Source organism: Bacillus sp. FSL M8-0049, from assembly GCF_038593355.1.
GTDB lineage: Bacteria > Bacillota > Bacilli > Bacillales > Bacillaceae > Bacillus > Bacillus safensis.
The window spans coordinates 1,006,505-1,026,417 of the sequence record NZ_CP151986.1 but is presented as its reverse complement, the minus strand read 5'-3'; the positions used below and the strand labels follow the sequence as shown (position 1 = coordinate 1,026,417).

Annotated in this window: 21 protein-coding genes and 1 pseudogene; 8 read left to right on the top strand and 14 right to left on the bottom strand. The window is 40.6% G+C overall.

What is annotated here, in order from left to right:
- Positions 1 to 13: 13 nt before the first annotated feature.
- Both lepB and NSU13_RS05175 read right to left on the bottom strand, forming a co-directional pair.
- On the bottom strand, positions 14 to 526 hold the full coding sequence (gene lepB, locus NSU13_RS05180) for a signal peptidase I (protein ID WP_034282162.1): 513 nt from the start codon (positions 524 to 526) through the stop codon (positions 14 to 16).
- Positions 526 to 1,143: a TVP38/TMEM64 family protein gene (locus tag NSU13_RS05175; protein WP_252050322.1), complete on the bottom strand. Its 618-nt coding sequence runs from the start codon at positions 1,141 to 1,143 to the stop codon at positions 526 to 528. Before NSU13_RS05175 ends, lepB begins: the two co-directional genes overlap by 1 nt.
- A 156-nt stretch (positions 1,144 to 1,299) precedes the next feature.
- Here NSU13_RS05175 and NSU13_RS05170 point away from each other — a divergent pair, with 156 nt between their 5' ends.
- Entirely contained in the window at positions 1,300 to 1,662 is a 363-nt protein-coding gene (locus tag NSU13_RS05170; RefSeq protein WP_034282166.1) for a hypothetical protein, read from the top strand.
- Positions 1,663 to 1,730: 68 nt separating this feature from the next.
- Here the strand turns inward: NSU13_RS05170 and NSU13_RS05165 are convergent, their stop codons facing one another.
- The 6 genes from NSU13_RS05165 to NSU13_RS05140 all read right to left on the bottom strand — a co-directional run bounded on the left by NSU13_RS05165 (position 1,731) and on the right by NSU13_RS05140 (position 6,868).
- Positions 1,731 to 2,684 carry an LCP family protein gene (locus NSU13_RS05165; RefSeq protein WP_034282168.1) on the bottom strand — a complete coding sequence of 318 codons (954 nt, stop codon included), beginning with the start codon at positions 2,682 to 2,684 and terminating at the stop codon, positions 1,731 to 1,733.
- Positions 2,685 to 2,822: 138 nt separating this feature from the next.
- Positions 2,823 to 3,767 carry a siderophore ABC transporter substrate-binding protein gene (locus NSU13_RS05160; RefSeq protein ID WP_252050320.1) on the bottom strand — a complete coding sequence of 315 codons (945 nt, stop codon included), beginning with the start codon at positions 3,765 to 3,767 and terminating at the stop codon, positions 2,823 to 2,825.
- A gap of 22 nt (positions 3,768 to 3,789) precedes the next feature.
- On the bottom strand, positions 3,790 to 4,548 hold the full coding sequence (locus NSU13_RS05155) for an ATP-binding cassette domain-containing protein (protein WP_252050319.1): 759 nt from the start codon (positions 4,546 to 4,548) through the stop codon (positions 3,790 to 3,792).
- Entirely contained in the window at positions 4,539 to 5,489 is a 951-nt protein-coding gene (locus NSU13_RS05150) for an iron chelate uptake ABC transporter family permease subunit (RefSeq protein ID WP_041117048.1), read from the bottom strand. Before NSU13_RS05150 ends, NSU13_RS05155 begins: the two co-directional genes overlap by 10 nt.
- Positions 5,482 to 6,432: an ABC transporter permease gene (locus NSU13_RS05145; RefSeq protein ID WP_041117046.1), complete on the bottom strand. Its 951-nt coding sequence runs from the start codon at positions 6,430 to 6,432 to the stop codon at positions 5,482 to 5,484. The genes NSU13_RS05150 and NSU13_RS05145 overlap by 8 nt, the downstream gene beginning before the upstream one ends.
- 160 nt (positions 6,433 to 6,592) lie before the next feature.
- Positions 6,593 to 6,868, bottom strand: coding sequence for a barstar family protein (locus NSU13_RS05140; RefSeq protein WP_065214458.1), 276 nt, complete (start codon positions 6,866 to 6,868; stop codon positions 6,593 to 6,595).
- A 108-nt stretch (positions 6,869 to 6,976) separates the two neighbouring features.
- Here NSU13_RS05140 and NSU13_RS05135 point away from each other — a divergent pair.
- Positions 6,977 to 7,129: pseudogene (locus tag NSU13_RS05135) on the top strand (PLP-dependent aminotransferase family protein); the annotation flags it as partial.
- A gap of 31 nt (positions 7,130 to 7,160) precedes the next feature.
- On the opposite strand, the gene NSU13_RS05130 reads toward NSU13_RS05135, so the two are convergent.
- Together NSU13_RS05130 and NSU13_RS05125 are read right to left on the bottom strand one after the other, a co-directional pair.
- The gene (locus tag NSU13_RS05130) at positions 7,161 to 7,643 is read right to left on the bottom strand and encodes a hypothetical protein (protein WP_041117042.1); all 483 of its coding nucleotides are present in this window, start codon (positions 7,641 to 7,643) and stop codon (positions 7,161 to 7,163) included.
- Positions 7,644 to 7,944: 301 nt separating this feature from the next.
- Complete coding sequence (locus tag NSU13_RS05125; RefSeq protein ID WP_041117040.1) at positions 7,945 to 8,523, bottom strand: competence protein ComK; 579 nt, start codon at positions 8,521 to 8,523, stop codon at positions 7,945 to 7,947.
- Positions 8,524 to 8,811: 288 nt separating this feature from the next.
- On the opposite strand from NSU13_RS05125, the gene NSU13_RS05120 reads away from it, so the two are divergent.
- A complete protein-coding gene (locus tag NSU13_RS05120) occupies positions 8,812 to 9,048 on the top strand; it encodes an IDEAL domain-containing protein (RefSeq protein WP_008348804.1) in 237 nt (78 codons plus the stop codon).
- A 56-nt stretch (positions 9,049 to 9,104) separates the two neighbouring features.
- Here NSU13_RS05120 and NSU13_RS05115 read toward each other — a convergent pair whose 3' ends face one another.
- On the bottom strand, positions 9,105 to 9,965 hold the full coding sequence (locus tag NSU13_RS05115) for an SDR family oxidoreductase (protein ID WP_034282185.1): 861 nt from the start codon (positions 9,963 to 9,965) through the stop codon (positions 9,105 to 9,107).
- A gap of 141 nt (positions 9,966 to 10,106) precedes the next feature.
- Between NSU13_RS05115 and NSU13_RS05110 the strand changes: the two genes are divergently transcribed.
- The 4 genes from NSU13_RS05110 to NSU13_RS05095 all read left to right on the top strand — a co-directional run bounded on the left by NSU13_RS05110 (position 10,107) and on the right by NSU13_RS05095 (position 15,207).
- Complete coding sequence (locus NSU13_RS05110; protein WP_328699310.1) at positions 10,107 to 11,639, top strand: FAD-dependent oxidoreductase; 1,533 nt, start codon at positions 10,107 to 10,109, stop codon at positions 11,637 to 11,639.
- A gap of 93 nt (positions 11,640 to 11,732) precedes the next feature.
- Complete coding sequence (locus NSU13_RS05105) at positions 11,733 to 13,028, top strand: globin-coupled sensor protein (RefSeq protein WP_342489908.1); 1,296 nt, start codon at positions 11,733 to 11,735, stop codon at positions 13,026 to 13,028.
- 61 nt (positions 13,029 to 13,089) lie between these two features.
- Positions 13,090 to 13,674 carry a histidine phosphatase family protein gene (locus NSU13_RS05100; protein WP_024426547.1) on the top strand — a complete coding sequence of 195 codons (585 nt, stop codon included), beginning with the start codon at positions 13,090 to 13,092 and terminating at the stop codon, positions 13,672 to 13,674.
- Between the two features lie 387 nt (positions 13,675 to 14,061).
- Positions 14,062 to 15,207, top strand: coding sequence for a S8 family peptidase (locus NSU13_RS05095; RefSeq protein ID WP_034282323.1), 1,146 nt, complete (start codon positions 14,062 to 14,064; stop codon positions 15,205 to 15,207).
- A 45-nt stretch (positions 15,208 to 15,252) separates the two neighbouring features.
- Here the strand turns inward: NSU13_RS05095 and NSU13_RS05090 are convergent, their stop codons facing one another.
- Positions 15,253 to 16,539 (bottom strand): M48 family metallopeptidase, encoded by a 1,287-nt coding sequence (locus NSU13_RS05090; RefSeq protein WP_034282187.1) that lies wholly within the window; start codon positions 16,537 to 16,539, stop codon positions 15,253 to 15,255.
- Between the two features lie 177 nt (positions 16,540 to 16,716).
- On the opposite strand from NSU13_RS05090, the gene NSU13_RS05085 reads away from it, so the two are divergent.
- Positions 16,717 to 17,124 carry a hypothetical protein gene (locus tag NSU13_RS05085; RefSeq protein WP_034282188.1) on the top strand — a complete coding sequence of 136 codons (408 nt, stop codon included), beginning with the start codon at positions 16,717 to 16,719 and terminating at the stop codon, positions 17,122 to 17,124.
- 71 nt (positions 17,125 to 17,195) lie between these two features.
- Here the strand turns inward: NSU13_RS05085 and NSU13_RS05080 are convergent, their stop codons facing one another.
- Positions 17,196 to 18,749 (bottom strand): fatty acid--CoA ligase family protein, encoded by a 1,554-nt coding sequence (locus NSU13_RS05080; RefSeq protein ID WP_034282189.1) that lies wholly within the window; start codon positions 18,747 to 18,749, stop codon positions 17,196 to 17,198.
- A gap of 172 nt (positions 18,750 to 18,921) precedes the next feature.
- Positions 18,922 to 19,911: a lipoate--protein ligase gene (locus NSU13_RS05075; protein WP_098676786.1), complete on the bottom strand. Its 990-nt coding sequence runs from the start codon at positions 19,909 to 19,911 to the stop codon at positions 18,922 to 18,924.
- Between the last annotated feature and the right edge of the window lie 2 nt (positions 19,912 to 19,913).

The following is a 19,913-nucleotide window of genomic DNA, read 5'->3' as shown; positions in this document are numbered from 1 at the left end:
AGCGCCTCTTCTTTTATTCATTCTGATTTCTTTTGACACCAACTACTTGATCCTTTGAAATCGTTCCAAAATGCCGGCTGTCGAAGCTATGTATTCGGTTATCTCCGATCACGAAGTAATGGTTTTTTTTGATTTTATCTTGTCCTGTGATAGCTTTCAGCTGAAAATCTCCTGTCAGGACATTCCCCATTTTATGTTTTTTCTGCTCTTTTAAATAGGGTTCTTTCCATTTTTCCCCATCGACAAATAACTGATCATCTACATACTTGATCGATTCTCCTGGGAGCCCAATGACCCGTTTGATCAAAATTTGATTTTTGGGTCCGTGAAATAACACATAATCAAACCGGCTAATTTTCGTGAGTTTTGGCGAGAACTTGTTGATTAATAATTCTGTTCCATCTGTAAATGTAGGGTCCATACTAACCCCTTCTACTTTATACTTCACAAACATGAAATTCTTTACCTGGAACAATAAGACGATGCATGTAATAATCATCAACCACAGCAATGGCTTCTTTTTCATTAAGAGCCTCCTTTGTCCTCACGCTTGCTCATTCGAATATTCAACCTATTTTCTACTCTCTTTCCAACATACCATAATAAAACGATAACTAGAACCGCAAAAACACTTCTTAACGGATTCTTTACTAAAGCAGAAAGATCATAACCGATAAAACTAATGATAAAGAGCATGACACACTTACCAGCTAAAGCAGCTAATGAAAATTGCCACATGCTAATTCTTGATAAGCCTGCGACAACATTGACAGCCGCAGAAGGTGTAAAAGGAAAGCAGAGTAAAATAAATAACGGACCAAATCCCCGCTTCTCTACCCAAAGCATCAATTTCTTAATGGAAGGGTGTCTGCTGATAAAGTTCAGCATTCTCATCTGTCCAAATTTTCTGATCAGTAAAAAGACAAGAATAGACCCTGCACTTGCACCGATCCAGGTTAATAAAAAGCCTTCCCAAAGGCCGAATGCATTTGCATTGGCCACCGCAAACGCCACAAGTGGTAAAAACGGAAGAAATGCTTCAATCAGAGGAAGCAATATAGCGACAATTGGTCCAAAAGCCTTGTAGCTTTCAAAAAATGATGTGATATTTTCATGAGTAAATAGAAAAAGAAATGATGTCAACTTGTTTGACTCCTTCAAGGTTTGTCTACATTTCATTTTACATGGAAAACATAAAAATATACAAATGAATCCCACTCGCCCCCTTGAGATTGTTTGACTCATTCGATATAATAAACAAGAACATTTGTTCTATTCATAAAGAAAGCAGGCTTGGACATGACAAGACTATCAAGAATACAGCTTCAGATGATGGAACAGGCCATCTTTCTTCCAATGGTCATCTCCATCCTCAATCGTGACCTGACACACTTAAAACAACATCAAACATTTAAACTAAATGAACCATACATTCAGCTTGTGACCTCTGTGTTAAAGGAAGCACAGAAAGCACTTTACGAACTGAAGCAGCATTTACGTAAAGAAAATATGAAAGTACAGCAAATTGAACACGATGAAGGATTTACAACGTATCTATTTATCATAAATGGCTATGAAGAAAAGCATAAATACTTTAATCCGCGTATACGTCACCGGGTAGAGGAACTGCTGACTGCATATTTTCTGCATCAAGCAAATTAACTTCTTGCTGAAATGCGGCGCGGTACCCATGCAAAAAAAGCCTGCCGCGGCGGCAGGCTCCTTCTTATTTATGATAATTCAAGCTGTTTTCTCAGCTCTGTTCTAACTTCTTCTAATCCTGGTCCATCTAACTCAAAGTAATACACATTCCCAGGCTGATAATCATGGCCCTTTAGCTGAATCGTATCCACTGATTTCAATGAGCTCAGTAATGGAAAAAGACCGATGAACTGTTTCATGGAAAGGTTGGTTGAGACATTATCACCAAGCGTATCAATGATGTTGTCGTATGACGGGATCGAAGAAATCGATTTAGATTTTTCAAAGATGGCTTGAAGTGCTTCCATTTGGCGCTTTCCGCGCATGAGATCACTATCAGCCTTTCTCGTTCTCACAAAGGCCAAAGCTTCTTCGCCATTCAGTCTATGAGTGCCTGTTTGCACTTGAACTTTTCCCTTTGAATCCTTTTCCATCTGTTTTGCGATGCTTTCATCTTCAATCGTTACGTCAATTCCATTTAGCTCATCCACAATGTCTTGAAACGCCTTAAAGTTCCCTGAAATCACATAGTCTACAGGAATGTTCAACAAGTTTTCGACCGTTTTGACTGACAAATCTGCACTCCCAAACGCATGGGCGTGAGCAATTTTATCATATCCTCTTCCCGGTATATCTACATAAGAATCACGAGGAATACTGAGAAGCTTAATGGTTTTGTCTGTTCGGTTCACCGCCGCCAGTAAGACCGCATCACTTCTTGCTTCATCTACCGTTTCACCTGGACGGCTGTCAATTCCAAGCAGCAGCACCGAAAAGCTGTCCTTTCCTGGATCAAAAGCTTTCACACGCTTTTGCGAGGTGTCTCCTCTTTCTAATGATACTTGCGCCTTATTCGACGCTTTTGAAATTTTATAGTATGCGTATCCAGTCACGGACACTGCCATCACCATGACAAATGCCATGATAAACAGCACGGCTTTTACCCAAGGCCTTAGTCTTCTTTTTGATCTTTTTTCCTTCATCCTTTCCGAACCCTCACTCTATCTTAGTCTATCAATGTAGGTTCCACTATAACATATTTTGATGAAAGTTTCCTGCACGCAACATATTTTTATGAATCCACAATAAAAAAGCCGCTCAAGATGAGCAGCTTTCGTTCATTATTTTTGGCTAATACCTTGTTTTACTTCACCAATCATGGCAGATAATGATTCAAGCCCGCCGCCGGATAGATACCACATGTCAGAGTTCAAATACACCACATGGTTGTTTTTGATCGCTTTGACTGATTTCACGTAATCATTCTCAACAAGCTGTTTCGCAGACGTTTCTTCTCCGATCGCTGCGCCTCGATCAACGACAAATAGATAGTCTGGGTTCGTTTTGACCATGTATTCATACGAAATGCTTTGACCGTGTTTATCAGATGGCTCAAGCTTTTGATCTGCCGGTGTGATACCAAACACATCGTGGATGAGACCGTATCTTGACTTAGGTCCGAACGCTGTCATTTTGCTGTCGTTCGCCATGATCACCAGCCCATTTTTCTTTAACTCTTTTGCTTCTTTCTTTAAAGCATCCACTTTTTGATCAATGGCTGCAAGTTCTTCTTTAACTTTGTCTTCTTTATCAAAAACCTTGCCTAAAGTTTTGGCATTCTTTTTAAATGATTCCATATAATTGGCATTGTCTACATCCATATAAATCGTAGGGGCAATATTAGAAAATTCATCGAATGCATCTGCTTGACGGTGCTGGATAATGATTAAATCCGGCTTAATTTCTGCAATTTTTTCAAAGTTCGGCTCTTTTAATCCGCCGACATTTTCATATTTGTCTCCTTCATATTTTGATAAATATTTAGGCACCGCTTGTTTCGGTAAAGCTGTTACATTCACACCTATTTTGTCTAAAGTATCAAGACTTCCCATATCAAACACGACCACTTTTTTCGGGTTTTTCTTGATCTTTACACCATCTTTATTCAGTATGTCTTTTACCGTGACGGTTTCCCCTTTTGTGACTTCAGTTTTCCCTTGGTTCCCGCAGGCAGCGAGTACCACGATTGCTATTAATATAGTCATCATCCAAGTCCATTTTTTCATACGTAATCACCTCTTCATTTTTTTAAGAAAAATATAAGCAAATGTGCTCACCACGAATAACTTCAATCGGTATGCGCATGTCATAAATTTGTTCAAGTGCATCTGTTTGAATCACTTCGTCCACTCCACCTTCTTTAATGACCTGTCCATCTTTTAAGGCGACGATATGATCGGAATACACAGAGGCAAAGTTAATATCATGAAGAACCACAACAATTGTTTTCCCAAGATCTTTGACGAGCTGCTGAAAGAGCTTCATCATCTCGACAGAATGATTCATATCCAAATTGTTTAAAGGCTCATCTAAGAAAATATAATCTGTATCCTGCGCCAGCACCATTGCAATAAAAGCTCTTTGTCTTTGTCCACCGCTCAGTTCATCTACATATTGATGCTGGATATCGGCAAGCTTCATGTATTGGAGGGACACATCAATCATCTTCTCATCCTCTTTTGTCAGATGACCCTGCGAGTAAGGGAAACGGCCAAAGCTGACAAGCTCCCGAACGGTCAGCCGCACATTCATATGATTGGCCTGCTTTAAAATACTCATCTTCTTTGCAAGTTCCTGCGGAGGGTATGCACTATATGGCTTGTCTTCTAAATAAGCTGCACCTGAGTCTGGCTGAATCAGCCGGCTCATGATGGATAAAAGCGTGCTTTTTCCCGCACCATTCGGACCAATGAGAGACGTCAGCTGTCCCTTTTTCACACTGATCGTTGTGTCGTGAAGCACTGTTTTTCCGTTATACGCCTTACTGACGCCCTTCATCAAGACCATGAACGACTCTCCTTTAACAGTAAATAAATAAAATACAGTCCGCCGACTAAATCAATCAACACACTAAGCGGCGTTTGAAAAGTAAATACCTTTTCTACAAGAAATTCCCCGCCTACAAGGGCAATCACGCTGATAAAAAAAGAGCCTAATAGCAAGTATGTATGCCGGTATGTCCGAAAAAGCTCTCGTGCGACGTTTACGGCGAGTAAGCCGAGGAACGTAATTGGTCCGACAAGTGCCGTTGCGATAGACACAAGGACAGCTATCACGATCAGCATTTTTTTTGTGATGCTGTCGTAGTCAATGCCTAGATTCACCGCATGTTCCTTGCCAAGAGACATGACATCTAATTTGGAGCGGAATGTCCAAATGTAAACACACAGCGCCGCAAATAAAACAGAAGCGATCAGTAAGATGTCCGTGTTCATGTGATTAAAGCTTGCAAAGGATTTATCCTGTACGACCTGATATTCATTCGGATCGATCAGCATTTCCATAAACGAAGAAAGACTTTTGAATAATGTCCCAAACACAATTCCAACAAGCAGAAGTAAGAAAATGTGTTTATTTTTGCGTTTGAACATGACTGTATACAGCAATACAGAAAATAGAATCATCAGCCCAACGCAAAGGAAAAAATTAAGATTCTTATTGACGATCATTAAATGAGTCGACCCAAACACATAAATAATCGCTGTTTGCAAAAACAAGTACAGTGCGTCTAAGCCCAATATGCTCGGCGTTAAGATTCGATTGTTGGTCAAAGTTTGAAAGACAACAGATGAAAAGGCAATCGCGCCTCCCGTTAATGTCATCGCAAGCACTTTCTTTAAACGGCTTGGGACTGTGTACGGCCAGTAGCCCATTTGAAAGGTAATAAAAATTACGATCAACACGGCTGCAATGGCTGCAATCAGACATAATATACGTTTCTTATGCATAGCGTTTCCTCCTTAATAACATGTACAGGAAGATCGCACTCCCGATGATGCCTACCATGAGCCCAACTGATATTTCATATGGATAAATGATCACCCTTCCGAGCACATCACAAATCAGAACAAAAATAGCTCCTAGTAAAGCTGTATGCGGGAGGCTTTTTTTCAAGTGATCGCCGCGGTAGATCGAAACAATATTCGGAATGATTAATCCAAGGAATGGCAGCATCCCGACAGTTAAAATGGTGACAGACGTAATCATTGAAACGATCACCAAACCAACTGCCATCACACGTTTATACGTTAAACCTAAGTTGACAGCAAAGCTCTCGCCCATGCCTGCCACTGTAAAGCGGTCAGCATATAAATACGCAATGATCAATAGTGGAACGCTCACATAGAGCAGTTCATAACGCCCTTGGACAATAAGAGAAAAATCCCCTTGAAGCCATGCGGATACGTTTTGGATCAAATCATATTTATAGGCTATAAACGTAGATATTGAACTGACAATCCCCCCAAACATTAAGCCGACTAATGGTACATAAATCGTATCATTCACCTTGATATGCCGCAGGATTTTTAAGAAAAGAAGATTCCCAGCTAAAGTAAATAGAAACGCAATCCCCATTTTCATAAGCGGATTCGCATGTGTAAAAACAAGCATTGCTGCTAAAATACCAAGCTTCGCCCAATCCATCGTTCCTGCAGTGGTTGGTGAAACAAATTTATTCCTCGTCATGCTTTGCATAATAAAGCCGCATAAACTAAGGCTCATACCAGCAAGCACAATACTCACGAGACGCGGGAGGCGGCTTGAAACTAACGTGTGCACTTGTTCATCTGTTAAATGAAACAGTTCTAAAATGGACAGATCCTGTACACCGACAAACAGAGATATACATGCCAAACATACAAATAACAAACTTAATTGATACAACTTCATACAGGTTTCTCACTTTCTATCAAGCTCTATCCGCCATAAATGATTATCATTATCAATTAAGCGACAGTTCATATATTATCACATCTAGTGAAATATTCAATAGCGGTATAAAAAAGACGAAAACTCAAAAAACAGCCTGCGGCAGCGGCTGCTTTTTCTCTTATTGAATATTCAATTGAAATTGTCCATTCAGTTCTTCTTCTGCTTCTTGAAATAACTGACGCAAGTTCTCAGCATAATCACCAAGAGCGTCTTTGCTCGTTTGAAAATTCACCCATGTCAGTTCAACTGGAAGAGTCACCTCGCCTGTCAAACAGTCCCAAAGGGCATCAAGATTTTTTCCGTAATAGTCAGGAAGGTGTAAAACTGTTTTTAGCTGGTCATGAAGCTCTTCTTGCGACCTGCACGCTGCGCCATCAAGCTGCACTTTTTTCATGTTCATCTTCCCCTCTCCTCTCTATATTTTAAACGAATTGGAAGAGAAAGAGAAAGATGGACATCTTACTTTTGTTTCTGCCCGACACCTGAGATCAACAAAATGAGGAAGGCAGCAAAAGCAGCTGGCGTTGGCATTTATCCATTAAGTCCTTATTGTTTTGAAAGCAATCGAAAGGGATTACTGCTAGGATTCGCCTGTACGGACGAAAGCATGATTCAAGAGGGCGTACGCCGTTTAAAGAAAATCCTTCACATCTAAAAAAGCCTGGAAGGTTTACTTCCAAGCTTTTTTAGGATGATTGCTGAATCTGACCTACTTCTTCCATAAATGCGGCTGTCTGCTGCAAGCCATCCTGAAAATGAAGGGTAGCGGAAATAAACAGCTTTTCTTGATCGGGATGCTTCAAGAGCTTTTCCACCTTACTGATCCCTTTTTCAAATGAAGCAAGGCCTGTCTTTAATTGTTGATCGGCCTTTTGGTAAGCAGCTGGAACTTCTTGATGATCAAGCCCTTTTTGAATCACACGATCAAATGCTTTCGTCGCTTCTGTCAATTTTTTATTTGTTTGGATCTTTCCATGTCCATCTGAGATAAACTGATCGGTCATATTTTCATATGCTTTATTTAACTCATCCATATAAGACTGCACCCATTGTTCATAAGCAGCTTCTTTTGTGTCTTGCTTTGAAGGCGGCTGACCTGCTTGCTGACAGGCTGCTAGTAATGTCAAAGTTAGGATAAATAGCAGCACCAAATGTGATTGTTTTTTCATACAGAGCCTCCATTTCTTCATCATCCCATTCGTTCATATCGGTCAAATATAAGCATCCTTTACCACATAAGATTTCTTTTATTGTAACAGACAAGCTCGTGTCTCTTCTGTGATTTATGGATAAATGAATGAAAATATGTCTAAGGATTCACATTTCCCTGTCATTTCCCAAACAACCAATAGACGACGAGACATACGTATTTGGTTTCAATGAATTCTTCTTTATGATGTAGCGGCGCCTTTTTGCATTTCATTCATGCTGGATAAGAGGTCCAGCGGCTGCTCTGCCGCTGGCTTTTGACTAATATTTGTTTCGAAGCTCCCTTAATATAAAATCGTATACGAGATTGAGCTGCTGTTCTTTTGGATACAGCATAAATTCTTGTTTCTTCGGAAGACCTCCATCGAGACGATCTTGAAATTTCGTTCGGAGATATGCTGTCCGGTGCACCTGACTCTCAAATGATTTATATGAGACATCAAGTTTGACGGCTTGTTCGTTTGTAAAGGTGACCACCGTGTCTCCGAGGGATGATTCTTGGAAGGTATGAATGTATTTGTGGGAGATCCAGCCGCACTGAGGACGGTTGGATGAATAGGTTGGGAAAAAATACAGATGATTGGATGAGTCAATCACAATTGGGGGTTTGTGAGAAATTCCTGTTACTTCGTATGTTCCCGCCTTTCTGCCTGCATAGCTTGAGCCGAAGAATCTGCAGCTGCGTTCAATAATTTGCAGGGGCTTTAATTCAACGTAAAAGCTTGTCTCTCTTTCTATAACTTTTGAATATACTCTTTTTCCTTCTTCAACTGGAAGGACCGCCATTGTTGTTTGATTAATGACGTATGAATCTAAAGGTGTTTCACTAATTCCTGACACTTCATTTCCTCCTGTGTTAATATTTGGTTATTTGAGATACTATTAATCTATCACCAACATATAAGAAACGACAGGATTTTTTTAAAATTTATTAAAAATCATCTTTTTATCATATTTTTTAGTCCATTCGATCTATCGAAAAGCCATTTTTAAAGATATATCACATCCTGTCGATTGGACAAAGGTGTCGATTCTGCTCAAAAATAAATTGTCTAAAAATTATAAATTTTTGTTGATTTTTTCTCCGCCAATCCATATACTATAAAAAAGGCATCGGGGGGATTCTTTATGAAAGAGAAAAAAACGTATGCTGAGCTCATGAAGTCCCGCAACACCCAAAAAACCGAAGAAAACGGCGTCACCATTTTAGACATCTATATTCAAATGGTTTTAGATGAGGCGCTTTATAAACAGCGCTTAACCTTCCTAAGAGAAGAGATTGATAAGGCACTGGATCAGCGTGATGAAAAGCGATTCAATGACTTGTCAGCTCAATATGCAGAACACTGCTTACATCAATCATGATGATTTTACTTGCGGCAGAGAGACAGTAACTCGTCTCTTTACCGCAAGTTTTTTGTTTATCCATTTAAAATGGTCCCGCCATTCACATGCAGCATTTGTCCATTCATATAAGATGAGTCTTCGCTCGCTAAAAATAAATAACTTGGCGCAAGCTCTACTGGCTCACCAGGACGTTCCATTGGGACATCTCCGCCAAATTCAGAGACTTCTTTTTCCGTAAAGGTTGAGGGAATCAGCGGTGTCCAAATAGGACCGGGAGCTACTCCATTCACTCTAATCCCTTGTTTAATGAGCGATAAAGATAATGATCTCGTAAAGGTAACGACCGCCCCTTTTGTGGATGAATAATCGATCAATGTTTCATGCCCTTTATAGGCGGTGACAGAGGCTGTATTAATGATACTGCTTCCTTTTTTTAAATGAGGAAGAACAGCCTTTGTTAAATAAAACATGGCAAAAATATTCGTTTGAAACGTCCGAAGAAGCTGATGCGAGGTAATTTGCTCAATGCTTTTTTGTGGATGCTGTTCCCCGGCGTTATTCACCAAAATATCAATGGAACCGAAGGCATCTTTTGTTTTTTTGACGACCTCATTAGAAAAAGCCTCATCCCCTAAATCACCTGCAATTAAGATGACACGGCCTCCCGCTTTCTCAATATAGTCCTTCGTCTCCTCGGCATCACGATGTTCACTTAAGTAAACAATGGCGACATTGGCACCTTCCTTCGCAAATAAAACAGAGACTGCTCTTCCAATCCCGCTGTCTCCACCTGTCACAATGGCTGTTTTTCCTGCTAACTTTTTATTCTGCACCTCACGATCAAAGACAGGTCTAGGGTTCATTTTATATTCAAGACCCGGACGTTCATTTTGGTGCTGAGGCGGTAATGTTTTCTTCGGCTGCTTTGTTGACACGTTAGTCCACTCCTTCCTTTTATCTTGTTTATTTTTATGTGCTGGCTGCTTTTTTATGTATGACGCCCCTGTTTCCTTTCAGATGTATGATTTTCAGCATTGTGGAAAAATTATACACAACAAATCAATGGAGGCGACAACATGGAACAAGAACATAAAGGAATGGAACAGGCAAAATCGTTATGGCTGGCGGATAGTCAGAAGCATTCTTTTCCTGCTGTCAGTGAAGATCTCACAGCAGATGTGATCATTGTCGGCGGCGGTATTAGCGGTATCGCTGCGGCGTTTGAAATGACAGAGCGAGGATTAGATGTGATCATCATTGATGCCGAACAATTGCTGCAAGGCACGACCGGACACACAACGGCTAAAATCACCTCACAGCATGATGTGTACTATTATGAGCTGATTCAACAAATTGGGATGCCAAAAGCACGTTTGTATGTAGAAGCAAATGAGAAAGCAAAAGACCTCATTCAAGCTCGTATCAAAGAGCACGACATCGATTGTCAGCTAGAGATAAAAGATGCTTACCTTTATACAAAGGAAGAAAGCGGTGTAAAAAAGTTAAAGAAGGAATTAGATGCCTACAAACAGCTTGGTATTGACCGGGAATGGAAAACAAAGCTTCCTTTTGACGCTGACATTAAAGCAGCCCTTGCGATGACCAATCAGGCACAGTTTCATCCCCTTCATTATCTCAATGCGCTAATCGACAAGCTCCTAGAGCGAGGTGTACGTATCTTTGAACAAACAACCGCTGTTGATGTAAAAGAAGGGAACCGCCCTGCTGTCGTCACAAAAAGCGGATATCATCTGACAGGGCGCTATGTCATTTCATGCTCACACTTTCCTTTTTATGATGGAAAAGGACTTTATTTCACCCGTATTCATCCAGAGCAATCCTATGTCGTAGCAGCTAAAACAACCAAACCACTCACAGACGGAATGTACCTAGGAATTGACCAGCCTGCTCACTCTTTAAGAACGGCAGAATGGGACGGAGAAGAAGTAGTCCTCATCGGAGGAGAAGGCCATAAAACAGGACAAGGCGGAGATGAATCCGCTCACTATGAAGGACTAGAAACGTTTGGAGATGCCACCCTCGGAATAGAAGAAGTGCTGTATCGCTGGTCAACCCACGATATGGTCACAATGGATCAAATCCCTTACATTGGCCGCCTGACCAAACACCACCAGAATATCTTTGTAGCAACCGGCTTTAGAAAATGGGGCATGACTACAAGCCACGTCGCTGCCACTCTTATCGGTGATTTAATTGAAGGTAAATCGAATCCATACGAATCAATCTTTACGCCATCAAGACCTGTTACTGACTCTTTCGTCAAAGATTTCGTTAAAGAAAATGCCAATGTCGCTGCCAAGCTGATCAGTGGTAAATTCAAACGAACTGATCAAACAATCGATGATTTAAAACCAGGTGAGGGCGGCATTATCTCGTATGAACATAAAAAGTGCGGCGCCTATAAATCAGAGGATGGGAATGTCTTTCTAGTCGATACAACATGTACTCACCTAGGCTGTGAAGTGGCTTGGAATAATAGTGACCGCACTTGGGACTGTCCGTGTCACGGTTCACGTTTTTCCATTACTGGAGAAGTAGTAGAAGGCCCTGCTAAAAAACCACTAAAAAGGTCATATAAAGAACAGTAAAATTTCACTCGTCCCCCCCTTTAAAAAATCCAATATTATCCGATAAAAAACATAAAGTCTGATATTTTTGATGATTATGGGGGGACAAACACATTGTTATTTAAAAAAGAACCGAAAAGAAAAAACACTGCTTTTTTCACACAGCAGGATGATGGGATAAAACGAATCAACTTCTCGAACAATACGGACATCGCCAAACAAATCAAAATGATTGACCTGACGCAGCATGACCTATTGATATTAAAGCAGCTCAATCCAATTGTTCAGGATGATATTGCACATATTGTTGATAAGTTTTATAAAAATTTAGAAGTCGAGTCTTCCTTGATGCATATCATTCAAGACAATAGTTCTGTCGATCGTTTGAAAAAAACACTCCGCATTCATATTAGCGAAATGTTTGCAGGCGTGATTGACGAAGCCTATGTGGCAAAACGCATTAAAATTGCGCAAGTTCATTTACGGATTGGACTCCAGCCTAAATGGTACATGGCAGCATTCCAAGACCTTCTGCTATCAATTATGGATTTATTCGCTAACCATATCCAAGATTTCAAAGAATATCAGACAGCGGTCAAAGCGACGACGAAAATTTTAAATTTAGAGCAGCAGCTTGTTCTAGATACATTCCAAAATGAATATTCTAAAATTCGTGATGAAGCAGAAGAGCAGCAGCAGGAGCTTCATACAAAAATCACAGAGACTTCAAATTCGCTTGCTTCGCTCTTCTCAAACACAACAAGTGCGGTCGACAAGCTTGTCTCAAAATCGGATGAGATGGCGGACATGTCACAAGCTGGAACACAAATTTCAGCACAGGTCGAAGAAAAATCAATCGGCGGTAAAAAAGAATTAGAAATTCAGCAAACACAAATGAATCAGATTGATGGCAGCATGACGAAGATTGAAACAGAAATTAAGCGTCTTGAGGAAATCGCCAAACAAATTGAACAAATCTTTGGGATTGTCACAGGCATTGCAGAGCAGACGAACTTGTTATCTTTAAATGCTTCAATCGAATCTGAACGAGCAGGAGAACATGGAAAAGGCTTTGCTGTCGTTGCAAACGAGGTGCGCAAATTATCAGAGGACACAAAGAAAACGGTTTCAACTGTATCTGAACTTGTCAACAATACCAATTCACAAATCGCCATTGTCTCTCAGCACATTGCGGACGTGAATTTACTTGTGACAGACAGTAAAGAAAAAATGACACAAATCAATTCACTCTTCGATGATATCGTCAGCAGCATGAACTTAAGCAAAAACCAAAACGGAAAAATTGAAATTGACCTTCAGACTTTCCTTAACGAATTGAAGGAAGTCAAACAAACGGTGTCTCAAGTTGCAAGCTCCGTCGAATCCTTAACAAGCCTGACAAATCGCTAATACAGTCTTTTTTCTTCTGCTTTAGTATAATAGAAGAAAAGATAGAAAAGGCGGGATTTGATTGACAACAATTTGCCTAGTCAGACACGGGGAAACAGATTGGAATGCAGCGAAACGAATTCAAGGACGAACAGATATCCCTTTAAACGACACAGGTAAATGGCAGGCTGAACAAACTGGACTTTACTTAAAGGATGTCCATTGGGATGTTGTCATTTCCAGTCCACTAACAAGGGCAAAAGAAACGGCACACTTGATTTTAAATCATGTCCATGCTCCACTTGTCATCATGGATGATTTTATAGAACGAGATTATGGTGACGCTGAAGGCATGTCGTTTGAGGAGCGTCAGAAGCTGTTTCCAGATAAACAGTATCCAAATATGGAACCAATTGAGACGATTCAAAACCGAATGCTAGAAGGTATTGAGAAAGTCAGAGCCGCCTATCCAGATCAACATGTCCTGATCGTGGCTCACGGAGCTGCTATCCATGCTTTACTCACCACTTTGGCAGATGAACATATGGGTCTACAGAACACGAGACTTGTTAATGCTTGCTTAAATTATGTGGAATGGTCAGATGGTAAATGGAAGGTCCGTGATTACAACGTGGTCAGCCATTTAACTCAATCCGCCCCTTCTTAAAGAGCCTGTTATCTTAGCAGGTTCTTTTTTATGGCAAAAACAATGATAAAATAATATTTTTTTATATCGAAATTCGAAATAGATGCTAGACGATTCTACCTATTTTATGGCTTTTCGGGTATCGAATATTTAACCGGAAATGGATCATGAGAAAAAAAGCACACTCCCTTTTTAATAGAACATCGCTGAAATGATAGAATAAACATATTTTACCACCAGTTCCAAGTGACTTAATTCCCCAATTTTCGCTAGGACTTTCACAAAAATTCGGGTCTACTCTTATTTGCCTACTTCCCTTAAACTGAATATACAGAATAATCAAACGGTTCATTCTTATAGACTACGGATGATTATTCTGAAATAAGAAAAAAGGGATGTGGAATGTGCGTGAAAAAGAAAAATGTGATGACAAGTGTTTTATTGGCTGTCCCTCTTCTGTTTTCAGCAGGGTTTGGAGGATCCATGGCAAATGCCGAAACGGTCTCCAAAACAGATAGTGAAAAAAGCTATATTGTTGGTTTTAAAGCCTCTGCCACCACAAACAGCTCTAAGAAACAAGCTGTCATTCAAAATGGTGGAAAACTAGAAAAACAATACCGCCTCATTAATGCTGCACAAGTGAAAATGTCCGAACAAGCCGCCAAGAAACTTGAACATGACCCTAGCATTGCTTACGTAGAAGAAGACCATAAAGCAGAAGCATATGCACAAACCGTCCCTTATGGAATCCCTCAAATCAAAGCTCCAGCTGTACACGCTCAAGGTTATAAAGGTGCTAATGTCAAAGTAGCTGTCCTTGATACTGGAATCCACGCTGCACACCCTGACTTAAATGTTGCAGGCGGTGCGAGCTTCGTCCCTTCAGAGCCAAATGCCACCCAAGACTTTCAATCACATGGAACTCACGTAGCAGGAACCATTGCTGCCCTTGATAACACAATTGGTGTTCTTGGGGTCGCTCCAAGCGCTTCCCTATATGCTGTGAAAGTATTAGACCGTAATGGCGACGGACAATACAGCTGGATTATTAGCGGTATTGAATGGGCTGTAGCGAATAACATGGATGTCATCAATATGAGCTTAGGCGGACCAAACGGCTCCACAGCGCTTAAAAATGCTGTTGACACAGCGAATAACCGCGGAGTAGTTGTCGTTGCCGCAGCAGGAAATTCAGGTTCATTTGGCTCTACTAGCACCGTTGGCTATCCAGCAAAATACGATTCTACAATTGCTGTTGCCAATGTAAACAGTAACAATGTCAGAAACTCATCTTCTAGCGCAGGTCCTGAATTAGATGTTTCTGCACCTGGTACTTCTATTTTAAGTACGGTGCCAAGCAGTGGATACACTTCTTATACTGGAACATCTATGGCGTCTCCTCATGTAGCAGGAGCAGCAGCGCTTATCCTTTCTAAGTATCCGAATCTATCAACTTCTCAGGTTCGCCAGCGCTTAGAAAACACGGCAACACCGCTTGGTGACTCATTCTATTACGGAAAAGGGTTAATCAACGTTCAAGCGGCTTCTAACTAATCCAAATGTGATAATAAAAATCCGGCTGATCCAGCCGGATTTTATTTATTCCTGCTTTTTCGGCGTTTTCTCTTTTTCCGCTGCTTTTTCCATATCCATAATTCTTTCCATCATGGTCGGGTGTCCATAGCGGAAAATCTTCACTAGAAATGGTGGATTCACCTGGGAGAGCCCTGATTTTGCAAGCTTTTGAAAAGACGTTACGCCTGCATTCCCGTCTTTTGTCATGTTCACCGCATATTCGTCGGCTGCCCGTTCTTGATGCCTTGACACTGCATTTGTAAAAGGTGAAGCTGCAAATGACAGCATGGAAACGATGATTAAAAGAAGCGGAAGAGCGGCGATGTCGTTAGACACCTTGAGTCGAAATGAGGCTGCTCCTTTTTGATAAAGATAAAAATAAAGACGGTCGATTACAAAAAATCCGGCCAGTGACAGCACTAAATATCCTGCTAACCCAATATAGACATGTTTCATGACGTAATGTCCCATTTCATGCGCCATGATAAATAAAATTTCGCGGTCTTTCAGCTTTTGCAGTGTTGTATCCCATAAAACAATACGCTTATTTTCACCTATTCCTGTGACATAAGCGTTCATCGTATTCGTTTTTTCAGACATATTGACCTCGTATACATGATCTGCCGGAATATGCGCTTTGTCTGCCAGCGTTAATATCTTCTTCTCTAGGGCTTGATCCTTTAGTGGATAAAAATTGTTATATAACGGATCAATGACGACCGGCTGTATAAAGAAGAGAAACAGCGTAACTGGGACTGTCAAACACCACGCATACAGCCACCAGCGCTTTCTTCTCTTTTGAATCAGCCAAAAGAACACAATAGCACAAAGGGCAAGGAGCGGATATTGAATCCAAAAATCCAGTGTTTGATCTTTCAACCAGCTTGCCGTACTTTGTGAAGATACTCCGTAGTGTAAAGACAGCTGATAGCCAATCCATTTAATTGGGAATGAAATGATCATTGTTAAAAGTGACAGCACAAACACATACACAAGTTTGCTTAAAAACTTGAAACGGGCTGCTGCCAAGCTCCAGTCTGCTATTTTCCGTGAAAACCCTGAAATGAGCAAAAGAAAAAAGACATACCAATCTAATGGGATGGTTATGAAATACAGCAGGTTCCGTATGTTCGAGAAATTCTCACTGATCACAAGCTCATGGCTTGTCATAAAAGTATGCGGATCTGCACTTGTCTCTTTTATACTTTCAGGTACCGATGAATCCCCCATTAGAAACAAATACGAATAAATAAAAAGACCGTACAATATGTATGCTACCGTTACAAGAGCTATCCATTTACGTACTCGCACAGGTCAGCCTCCTTTCCATCCCTCTCTCTATTCTAGTCGCGCATTTTTTCGTTTAGAACCTGTCTCATGTGGCTCCATCATAGCATGCCCCATCTGAAAAAGCTTTCGCGAAAAAAATGATTATGCGGCTCAAAAATCGGAGAAGCTACATGTAAAACAGTAAGTTGGAGGATCAAAATGAAGAAAATCCTTGCAGGAGTTGTGATTTTTGGACTTTTATTAATTACTTTCTTTTATGTGTTCAGCCGGACGAGCGAAATCTTTGATGAGAATCGAGCAGAAAAATTGCTGCTCTCACCTGCGAATGAATCAATCTCTTATGAAATAGATGATAAGGACACAGCAGAAGATTTAATTGAAGAATTAAATAAAGGCAAACAAACAAGCAATCATCTCAAGAAAAATTTAAAAAAGCCTGATTATATCGCCAAGGTGATGTTCGGACGAACAAACGGCACCACCTTCCAGCTTTGGACCAACCGATCACAGGTCGTTTTTTTAGTTGATGGAACGTTTTATGAACTGAATCAAAAACAGTCGAATTCTTTTCAGAGACAGTTAAAAGAAGCCATTCAAAAGAGCTAAAATGTCTTTGAGAGAAAACCTTGAAGTGCGGGGATTTGTAAGGGAGCCTCCTCATCAGAGACTCCCTTTTTTTATTTACTTTCTTCTGCTTGATACTTTTCTCTTAGCGCTCTTCTTAAAATTTTACCTGTTGTGTTTTTAGGAATATCATCTATGAAATGGATCGTTTGGGGCTGCTTATATTTTGCTAAATAGCGTGAACAATGTGTGATGATGTCTTCTTGATTGATGTGAGCATGTTTCTTAGGGGAAATGTAACAGACGACTGCCTCTCCTGTGTTTGGGTCTGGCACACCGATGACAACGGCTTCTGCTACACCTTCATGTTGATATAGTACTTCTTCTACTTCTCTTGGATAAACATTATAACCGCCAACAAGAATCATATCCTTTTTCCGATCGACAATGTAAATATATCCGTCTTCATCTCTTCTCGCCAAATCGCCAGTATACAGCCAGCCGTCTCTTAGTGCAGCTTCCGTATCTTCTGGCATTTGATAATAGCCTTTCATGATGTTTGGCCCTTTTGCTATCAGCTCTCCGACTTCATTAGGACCGACTTCTTCTCCAAGTTCATTCACAATTTTATTCTTCACATTCATAATGTCAGTTCCGACAGAACCCGGTTTTCTTTTTCCGTCAAGAGGATTGAATGCAGTCACTGGAGATGCCTCTGATAACCCATAGCCCTCAAGGACCGTAACTCCGAACTTTTTCTCAAAGCCATGCAGTAAGGCAACAGGCATTGAGGCACCGCCTGATATACAGATCCTCACAGATGACATCGCTTCATTATGCCCCTCCTGTCGGTACAAATAGTTATACATGGTGGGCACACCAACAAATAGCGTTGGCTTCTCTTTTTCCATCATGCGCAAAAGCTCTGACGGGCTGAAATGCGGCAAGACATAAATCGTCGCACCATGAATCAACGGCGCATTCATACAGACTGTTAAACAAAATACATGGAACATTGGCAAAGCGGCAATGACCTTGTCCTTTTTATCAATCGATAAATACTCAGCGACATCTCTGGCATTTGAATAAAGGTTGAAATGAGTCAGCATGGCACCTTTTGGTTTTCCTGTCGTGCCAGATGTAAATAAAATAACAGCGGTATCATCTGGCTGAATGGAAGGGTGTACGTTTTCATTCGCAGCACCTGTCACAAGCTTTCCAAAGAAAACAAGCCGATCAGATACTTCCTTGAAGCTTGATCTGCACGCCGCTTCATTTTCTGCACAAATAATGACTCTTTCAATGGAAGGAAGCTGCTCATACACCTGCTCGTACACTGGCAGAAGCTGTTCAGGCGCAACAATCCCTTTAACATCACCTGTGATGAGCATATATCCAATTTCACTAGGTGTGTATGTTGGGTTAATAGGCACAACGACAAGCCCTGCCTTTAATGCGCCAAAAAAAGAAATGACAAAATGCGGTGAATTTCCTAAAATAAGCGCGATATGATCCCCGGCTTGAAACCCTTCGCTCACTAATCCATCTGCAAAACGCTCGATACTTGTCATCAGCTCTCGATAGGTCCACTTCTTTCCTTCAAAGATCAATGCGATATTTTCTCCCTTCGTCATCGCCGTCTGCTGAAGATTTTTGATCAAATCCATTCTCCCACCCCTTACATGTCATCAATGAATGAATGGCCATTCATTTTATGGCCGAACATTCCTCCTTTCTATTATAATCGACAATCGAAAAAATCCACAAGATCAAATGTAAATCGCTTTCATTTCCTTCAATCAAAAAAGCACTGCTATGCCTAGCAGTGCTTTCCCGCGATTAATAAATCAAATCAAGAAAATCCTCTTTTGATACGTTGCCGAAATAGTGACGCATGTCCATATTTTCTAAGACGTCACTGATCGTTTTACGATCATATTGCTGGCCAATGAGCCGCTTCTCAATATCGGCAATATCTCCTACGCCAAAGAAATCACCAAAGATTTTGCAATCCTGGATCATCCCTTTTTTCACTTCTAATCGCAAATCAATGGAGCCTGCAGGGAATCTCTTAGAATGCTGCAAATTAAATTTCGGTGAACGGCCATAGTTCCATTCCCATTTTTGATAGCGATCTCGGGAAATCTCGTGAATCTTTTCCCAATCCTTTTCAGTCAGGCGATATTGAGGCACGTCCCCATTTGTATCAAAAATGTAGCTTAAAAGAATTTTTCTAAACTCTTCTGTTGTCATTTTTTGATCCATCAGTTCACTAATATTGGCAACCCTGCTTCTAATTGATTTAATGCCTTTTGATTCAATCTTTTCTTTTTTCACATTTAAAGCCGAAACGACATGTTCAATTTCTGAATCAAATAGCAGTGTGCCGTGGCTGAAAATACGTCCTCTTGTTGCGAACTGGGCATTTCCAGAAATTTTACGTCCATCTGCCATGATGTCATTTCTGCCGCTCAATTCAGCTTTAACGCCTAGCTTTTCAAGCGCTTTGATAACTGGCTCTGTGAACTTTTTAAAGTTATGAAAGCTGTCTCCATCATCTTTTGTGATAAAGCTGAAGTTTAAGTTCCCTTTGTCATGGTAAACTGCACCACCGCCGGATAAGCGGCGCACGACTTTGATTCCATTGTCTTCCACATACTTTGTGTTGATTTCTTCTATTGTATTTTGGTTCTTTCCAATAATGATCGACGGCTGATTGATGTAAAACAGCAAATATGTTTCTTCTGGATCTAAATATTTTAAGCAATATTCTTCAATTGCCAAATTAATCATTGGATCATAATGTTGTTCGTTATCGATAAACAGCATCT

Excerpts from the sequence above, each read along its gene's own strand:
- lepB (WP_034282162.1), bottom strand. The coding sequence starts at position 526 with ATGAAAAAGAAGCCATTGCTGTGGTTGATGATTATTACATGCATCGTC.
- NSU13_RS05170 (WP_034282166.1), top strand. The coding sequence starts at position 1,300 with ATGACAAGACTATCAAGAATACAGCTTCAGATGATGGAACAGGCCATC.
- NSU13_RS05165 (WP_034282168.1), bottom strand. The coding sequence starts at position 2,684 with ATGAAGGAAAAAAGATCAAAAAGAAGACTAAGGCCTTGGGTAAAAGCC.
- NSU13_RS05160 (WP_252050320.1), bottom strand. The coding sequence starts at position 3,767 with ATGAAAAAATGGACTTGGATGATGACTATATTAATAGCAATCGTGGTA.
- NSU13_RS05155 (WP_252050319.1), bottom strand. The coding sequence starts at position 4,548 with ATGGTCTTGATGAAGGGCGTCAGTAAGGCGTATAACGGAAAAACAGTG.
- NSU13_RS05150 (WP_041117048.1), bottom strand. The coding sequence starts at position 5,489 with ATGCATAAGAAACGTATATTATGTCTGATTGCAGCCATTGCAGCCGTG.
- NSU13_RS05145 (WP_041117046.1), bottom strand. The coding sequence starts at position 6,432 with ATGAAGTTGTATCAATTAAGTTTGTTATTTGTATGTTTGGCATGTATA.
- NSU13_RS05140 (WP_065214458.1), bottom strand. The coding sequence starts at position 6,868 with ATGAAAAAAGTGCAGCTTGATGGCGCAGCGTGCAGGTCGCAAGAAGAG.
- NSU13_RS05130 (WP_041117042.1), bottom strand. The coding sequence starts at position 7,643 with ATGAAAAAACAATCACATTTGGTGCTGCTATTTATCCTAACTTTGACA.
- NSU13_RS05120 (WP_008348804.1), top strand. The coding sequence starts at position 8,812 with ATGAAAGAGAAAAAAACGTATGCTGAGCTCATGAAGTCCCGCAACACC.
- NSU13_RS05110 (WP_328699310.1), top strand. The coding sequence starts at position 10,107 with ATGGAACAAGAACATAAAGGAATGGAACAGGCAAAATCGTTATGGCTG.
- NSU13_RS05085 (WP_034282188.1), top strand. The coding sequence starts at position 16,717 with ATGAAGAAAATCCTTGCAGGAGTTGTGATTTTTGGACTTTTATTAATT.
- NSU13_RS05080 (WP_034282189.1), bottom strand. The coding sequence starts at position 18,749 with ATGGATTTGATCAAAAATCTTCAGCAGACGGCGATGACGAAGGGAGAA.
- NSU13_RS05075 (WP_098676786.1), bottom strand. The coding sequence starts at position 19,911 with ATGCTGTTTATCGATAACGAACAACATTATGATCCAATGATTAATTTG.